This is a genomic window from Halomonas sp. 11-S5 (genome assembly GCF_029889825.1).
Lineage (GTDB): Bacteria > Pseudomonadota > Gammaproteobacteria > Pseudomonadales > Halomonadaceae > Halomonas.
In genome coordinates this window covers 1-5,000 of the sequence record NZ_JARANW010000042.1, presented here as the reverse complement: position 1 = coordinate 5,000, position 5,000 = coordinate 1, and the positions used below count along the sequence as shown (strand labels likewise).

The following is a 5,000-nucleotide window of genomic DNA, read 5'->3' as shown; positions in this document are numbered from 1 at the left end:
CAACCTGATCGGCATGGGCGTGGTCCCGCTGCAGTTCCCGGAAGGCGAGAGCCGCAAGACCCTGGGCCTGACCGGCGACGAGACGGTCTCCATCGACGGCCTCAGTGAGCTCACCCCGGGGGGCAAGGTCAAGGTGACCATCGCCTCCGACAAGGGCGAGAAGACGCTCGAGGTGCTGTGCCGCATCGATACCGCCAACGAACTGGAGTACTACCGCCACGGCGGCATCCTCCACTACGTGCTGCGCAAGATGATCGGGTCAGCCTGACAGGACGGCCTGACCAGAGCACGCAAGAGTGCTTTGAAATGCTTCTACCGTAGGCCCGGTAAGCGCCAGCGCACCGGGCGGACTCCGCCGCATGCGCCTCCGGCTTATCTGGCTTACCTGAAGAAGCTTTGTAGAGGCTCTCCCAACGAAGCCCCCGCTGGTTACCCAGCAGGGGCTTCTTTATGAGTTTCGTGCCGCCATATCGCGCGGCTCACAGCTCGTGACTTAGAACGAGCGGCGGCGATAGCGCCGGTACGCCGGCGTCCAGCTGCCGCGCTCGATGGCCTCGCGCAGCTTGATGCCGTTGGTCTTCAGCGCCACGCCCTCGCCCTGGGCCTGGGCGGCCACGTCGAAGGCGATCGCCTTGGAGAGCTCACGGATCTTGGAGAGCGGCGGCAGCAGCGCCCCCTCCCCGTGCTTGACCAGCGGTGCCTCGCGGGCCAGCGCCCGGGACGAGGCCATCAGCATGGCATCGGTGACACGCTTGGCCCCGGCGGCCACCACGCCCAGACCGATCCCCGGGAAGATGTAGGCGTTGTTGCACTGGGCGATGGGGATGTGGCGGCCGCCGTATTCCACCGGCGGGAAGGGGCTGCCGGTGGCCACCAGGGCCTGGCCGTCGGTCCAGCGGATCACGTCCTCCGGCACCGCCTCGGCCCGGGAGGTGGGATTGGAGAGCGGCATGATCAGCGGCATCTCGCAGCCCGCGTGCATGGCACGTACCACCTCCTCGGTGAAGATGCCCGGCTTGCCGCAGACCCCGATCAGCACCGTGGGCTCGATGCGTCGCACCACCTCGAGCAGCGACTGGCCGTCCCAGCCGGCCACCCGCCCGGGGTCGTGGGCCAGGCGGCCCTGGAAGTCGCGCAGCCAGGCCTGCTCGGAGGTGACCAGCCCCTCGCGGTCGACCATATAGATGCGCGAGCGCGCCTCCCGCTCGGTCAGGCCCTCGGTCTGCATGGCCACCACCACCTGCTCGGCGATACCACAGCCGGCAGAACCCGCGCCGACGAACACCACCTTTTGCTGGCCGATGCCCTCGTCACGGGCCTGGCAGGCTGCCATCAGGGTGCCCACCACCACCGAGGCGGTCCCCTGGACGTCGTCGTTGAAGCAGCACAGCTCGTCGCGGTAGCGATCGAGTAGCGGCAGGGCATTGGCCTGGGCGAAGTCCTCGAACTGCAGCAGCACCCCCGGCCAGCGGCGCTTCACCGCGGCGATGAACTCCGCCATGAAGGCATCGTACTCCTCCTGGGAGACGCGCCGGTGGCGCCAGCCCATGTACATGGGGTCGTCGAGCAGCGCCTGGTTGTTGGTGCCCACGTCGAGCATGATCGGCTGGGTATAGGCCGGGCTGATGCCGCCGCACGCCGTGTAGAGCGCCAACTTGCCGATGGGGATGCCCATGCCGCCGATGCCCTGGTCACCGAGCCCCAGGATGCGCTCGCCGTCGGTGACCACGATCACCTTGACCTTGTCCTTGGTGGAGCTGCGCAGGATGTCATCCATGCGGTCGCGGTCCGGGTAGGCGATGAACAGCCCCCGGTGGTTGCGGTAGATGTTGGAAAACTCTTCGCACGCCTTGCCGACCGTGGGGGTGTAGATGATCGGCAGCATCTCCTCAAGGTGCTCCGAGACCAGCCGGTAGTAGAGGGTCTCGTTGTCGTCCTGAATGGCGCGCAGGTAGATGTGCTTGTCCAGGTCGCTCTGGCACTGCCGGTACTGGCGATAGGCCCGTTCCGCCTGCTCCTCGATGGTCTCCACATTCTGCGGCAGCAGGCCAATCAGGTTGAACTCCAGACGCTCTTCGCGGGTGAAGGCACTGCCCTTGTTGAGCAGCGGCATCTCGAGCAGCGGCGGGCCGGCATAGGGGATGTAGAGGGGACGCTTTTGGTCGATGGTCATCTCTCGCCTCGATACGGTGACTGGAACGGGCCGTTGGCGCTCTGTCGGCACCTTGCCGCCAACTCTAGCACGCCGCACACGAGGACGCCCCGGCCTGGGCCGGGGCGCGGATCACGCGGTAATCACGCGGCTCAGCAACCCTTCGCCGCGGGCCGCCGGCCCGCCTTGCCCTCGAAGAAGAAGGGACGCAGCTTCACCCCGAGCATGTTGCCGGCAAAAGCGGCCACCAGCCACACCCAGCCATGCAGGCTGCCGGAGGCGATCCCGCTGAAGTAGGCGCCGATGTTGCAGCCGAAGGCCAGGCGGGCCCCGTAGCCGAGCATCAGGCCGCCGATCACCGCCGCCAGCACGGAGCGAGCCGGGATACGGAAGTTGGGGGCGAACTTGCCCGCCAGCGACGCCGCCACCAGTGCCCCGACCAGGATGCCGATGTTCATCACGCTGGTGATGTCGCGCCAGAGGGTGGCCTCCAGGGCGGCCGCATTCCACGAGGACTGCCAGTAGCCCCACTGGCTAACGTCGCCGCCGAGGGCCTCGAAGCCCTTGGCGCCCCACAGCGCGAAAGCGGAGGTGATCCCCCAGGGACGACCGGCCAGCGCCAGGGTGGTGAAGTTGAGAAGGGCCAGGCCCACGGCCCCGGCCAGCAGCGGCCAGGGGCCGGTGAGCCAGCGACGGTTGCCGGCATCGATGGTCGGGGCCCGCTCCAGCTCGCCGTGGCGACGCCTCTCCATCACCACGGTGAAGGCGGCAATGGCAGCGAAGAGCGCCAGGCTGATGGCGATCCCGCCCCCGGTGCCGACGGTCTTGACCAGCGACACCGGCTGGAAGGCGGGCAGGCCCTGCCACCAGCTGAAGTGGGCGGTGCCGATCAGCGAGCCGACGATGAAGAACAGCAGGGTGATCAACATGCGGGCGTTGCCGCCGCCGGCGGTGAACAGGGTGCCGGAGCCGCAGCCGCCGCCGAGTTGCATGCCGATGCCGAACAGGAAGGCGCCGACCACCACCGAGATGCCAATCGGGGCCACGAATCCGTAGACCGACTGGCCGAAGAGACTGCCCGCGCCCAACGCCGGGAAGAACAGCAGCACGGCGAGGGTCAGCATCACCATCTGGGCGCGCAGACCGCGGCCGCGCCGTTCGGTGATGAAGACCCGCCAGGCGGCGGTGAAGCCGAAGGCGGCATGGTAGAGCACCATGCCCAGCAGGCCCCCCACCACCATCAGGGCACCGAGGCGTGCGCCGAAGGCGGCACCCACGGCCAGGGCACCCAGCAGCAGGGCACCGGCCGCCACGGCGGAGACGGAGAGTCGGGGGCGTCGGGTCAGGGCGAGTTCACTCATGGCGGACTCTCTTCGTTGTCAGGGACGATGCCATCAGCAAGCATGATAACGATTTCCTTGGAGGACACAAAAAGCATTTAAATACAGTTTTATATGCCATTCAAGAATAAAAACGCTGATGCTCCCTCTCCCTGATAGTCCTTTCGTCGCCCGCAAGCGAGCCCGCTTACATCGGCTGCATCAGATAAAGCGCCCGAGCCCCACCGCCTGACGCAGGCGGTCCATGAAGGGTGCCGCCTCGGCACGGGCCCGTTCGGCCCCCTTGATCAGCACCTGCTCGATGTGACCGGGGTCCTCCATCAGCGCCTGGTAGCGTTCGCGGGGTGCGCGCAGCTGCTCGTTGAGCAGCTCGAAGACGCGGTTCTTGGCCTCGCCCCAGCCGATGCCATTGGCGTACTCGGCGCGCATGGCCTCGGTCTCGTCGGCCGTGGCGAAGGCCGAGTAGATCTGGAACAGGGTACAGCTCGAGGGATCCTTGGGGTCGCCGGGCTCCAGGGAGTTGGTCTTGATCTTGCGGACCAGCTTCAGCAGCTTCTTCTCGGAGACGAACAGCGGGATGGTGTTGTGGTAGCTCTTGGACATCTTGCGGCCATCCATGCCATTGAGGACCTCCACCCGCTCGTCCACTACCGCCTCGGGCTGGGTGAAATATTGCCCCTTGTAGAGGTGGTTGAAGCGTCCGGCGATGTCGCGGGCCATCTCGATGTGCTGGATCTGGTCGCGGCCCACCGGCACCTTGTTGGCGTTGAACATCAGGATGTCGGCGGCCATCAGCACCGGGTAGCCGAACAGCCCCATGGTGATGCCCTTGTCCGGGTCCTGGTTGCCGGCGATCTCATTCTCGGCCACCGCCGCCTTGTAGGCATGGGCGCGGTTCATCAGCCCCTTGGCGCAAACGCAGGAGAGCATCCAGGTCAGCTCGGGGATCTCGGGCACGTCCGACTGGCGATAGAAGATGGCGTTGTCGGTATCCAGGCCCAGCGCCAGCCAGGTCGCCGCGATCTCCAGGCGTGACTCCTGCACCCGGCGCGGGTCCTGGCACTTGATCAGCGCATGCAGGTCGGCGAGGAAATAGTAGGACTGGACGTTCGGATCCTGGCTAGCGGCGATGGCGGGCTTGATCGCCCCCACGTAGTTGCCCAGGTGAGGGGTGCCGGTGGTGGTGATGCCGGTGAGAACGCGGGTCTTCTCGGGAGCTGCACTCATGGGGAAAGCGGACTCTACTGTGCGGAAATGGCCGCTATGGTAACGCGAGGCCCCGATCAAGGCGACCGGAGCCCGCTCCAGAGCTATCGCAGCCAGCTCAGCTGCGATAGCGAAAGGCGCCGGGGACAGGCCGAAAAGGGGGTCCTACGCCAGGGGTGAGGAGCATTGCTCCGAACGGGCTGGCCATGGATGGCCAGCACCGGCCCTGCAAGCGGAGCAGGACGCGAGAGCGAAGCAGGGCGTCGGTAGCGCCCAGGGAGGGGTTCACAGCGCCTCCTCGA

At 66.8% G+C, this 5,000-nt stretch carries 4 protein-coding genes (1 of these 4 running past the window's edge); 1 reads left to right on the top strand and 3 read right to left on the bottom strand.

Going from position 1 to position 5,000, the window contains the following annotated elements; translation table 11 throughout:
- Positions 1 to 268, top strand: the 3' end of a protein-coding gene (gene acnA / locus OP497_RS17115) for an aconitate hydratase AcnA (RefSeq protein ID WP_280550653.1). 2,477 nt of this gene lie to the left of the window's left edge; the window shows 268 of its 2,745 coding nt (coding positions 2,478–2,745); its start codon lies off the left edge, out of view; its stop codon occupies positions 266 to 268.
- A 225-nt stretch (positions 269 to 493) separates the two neighbouring features.
- Here the strand turns inward: acnA and OP497_RS17110 are convergent, their stop codons facing one another.
- The 3 genes from OP497_RS17110 to trpS form a co-directional block, all read right to left on the bottom strand.
- Positions 494 to 2,173, bottom strand: a complete 1,680-nt coding sequence (locus OP497_RS17110) for an NAD-dependent malic enzyme (protein ID WP_280550651.1) — start codon at positions 2,171 to 2,173, stop codon at positions 494 to 496.
- Positions 2,174 to 2,304: 131 nt separating this feature from the next.
- Positions 2,305 to 3,513: a YeeE/YedE family protein gene (locus OP497_RS17105; protein WP_280550649.1), complete on the bottom strand. Its 1,209-nt coding sequence runs from the start codon at positions 3,511 to 3,513 to the stop codon at positions 2,305 to 2,307.
- Positions 3,514 to 3,693: 180 nt separating this feature from the next.
- Positions 3,694 to 4,719, bottom strand: a complete 1,026-nt coding sequence (gene trpS, locus OP497_RS17100) for a tryptophan--tRNA ligase (RefSeq protein WP_280550647.1) — start codon at positions 4,717 to 4,719, stop codon at positions 3,694 to 3,696.
- Positions 4,720 to 5,000: the final 281 nt, after the last annotated feature.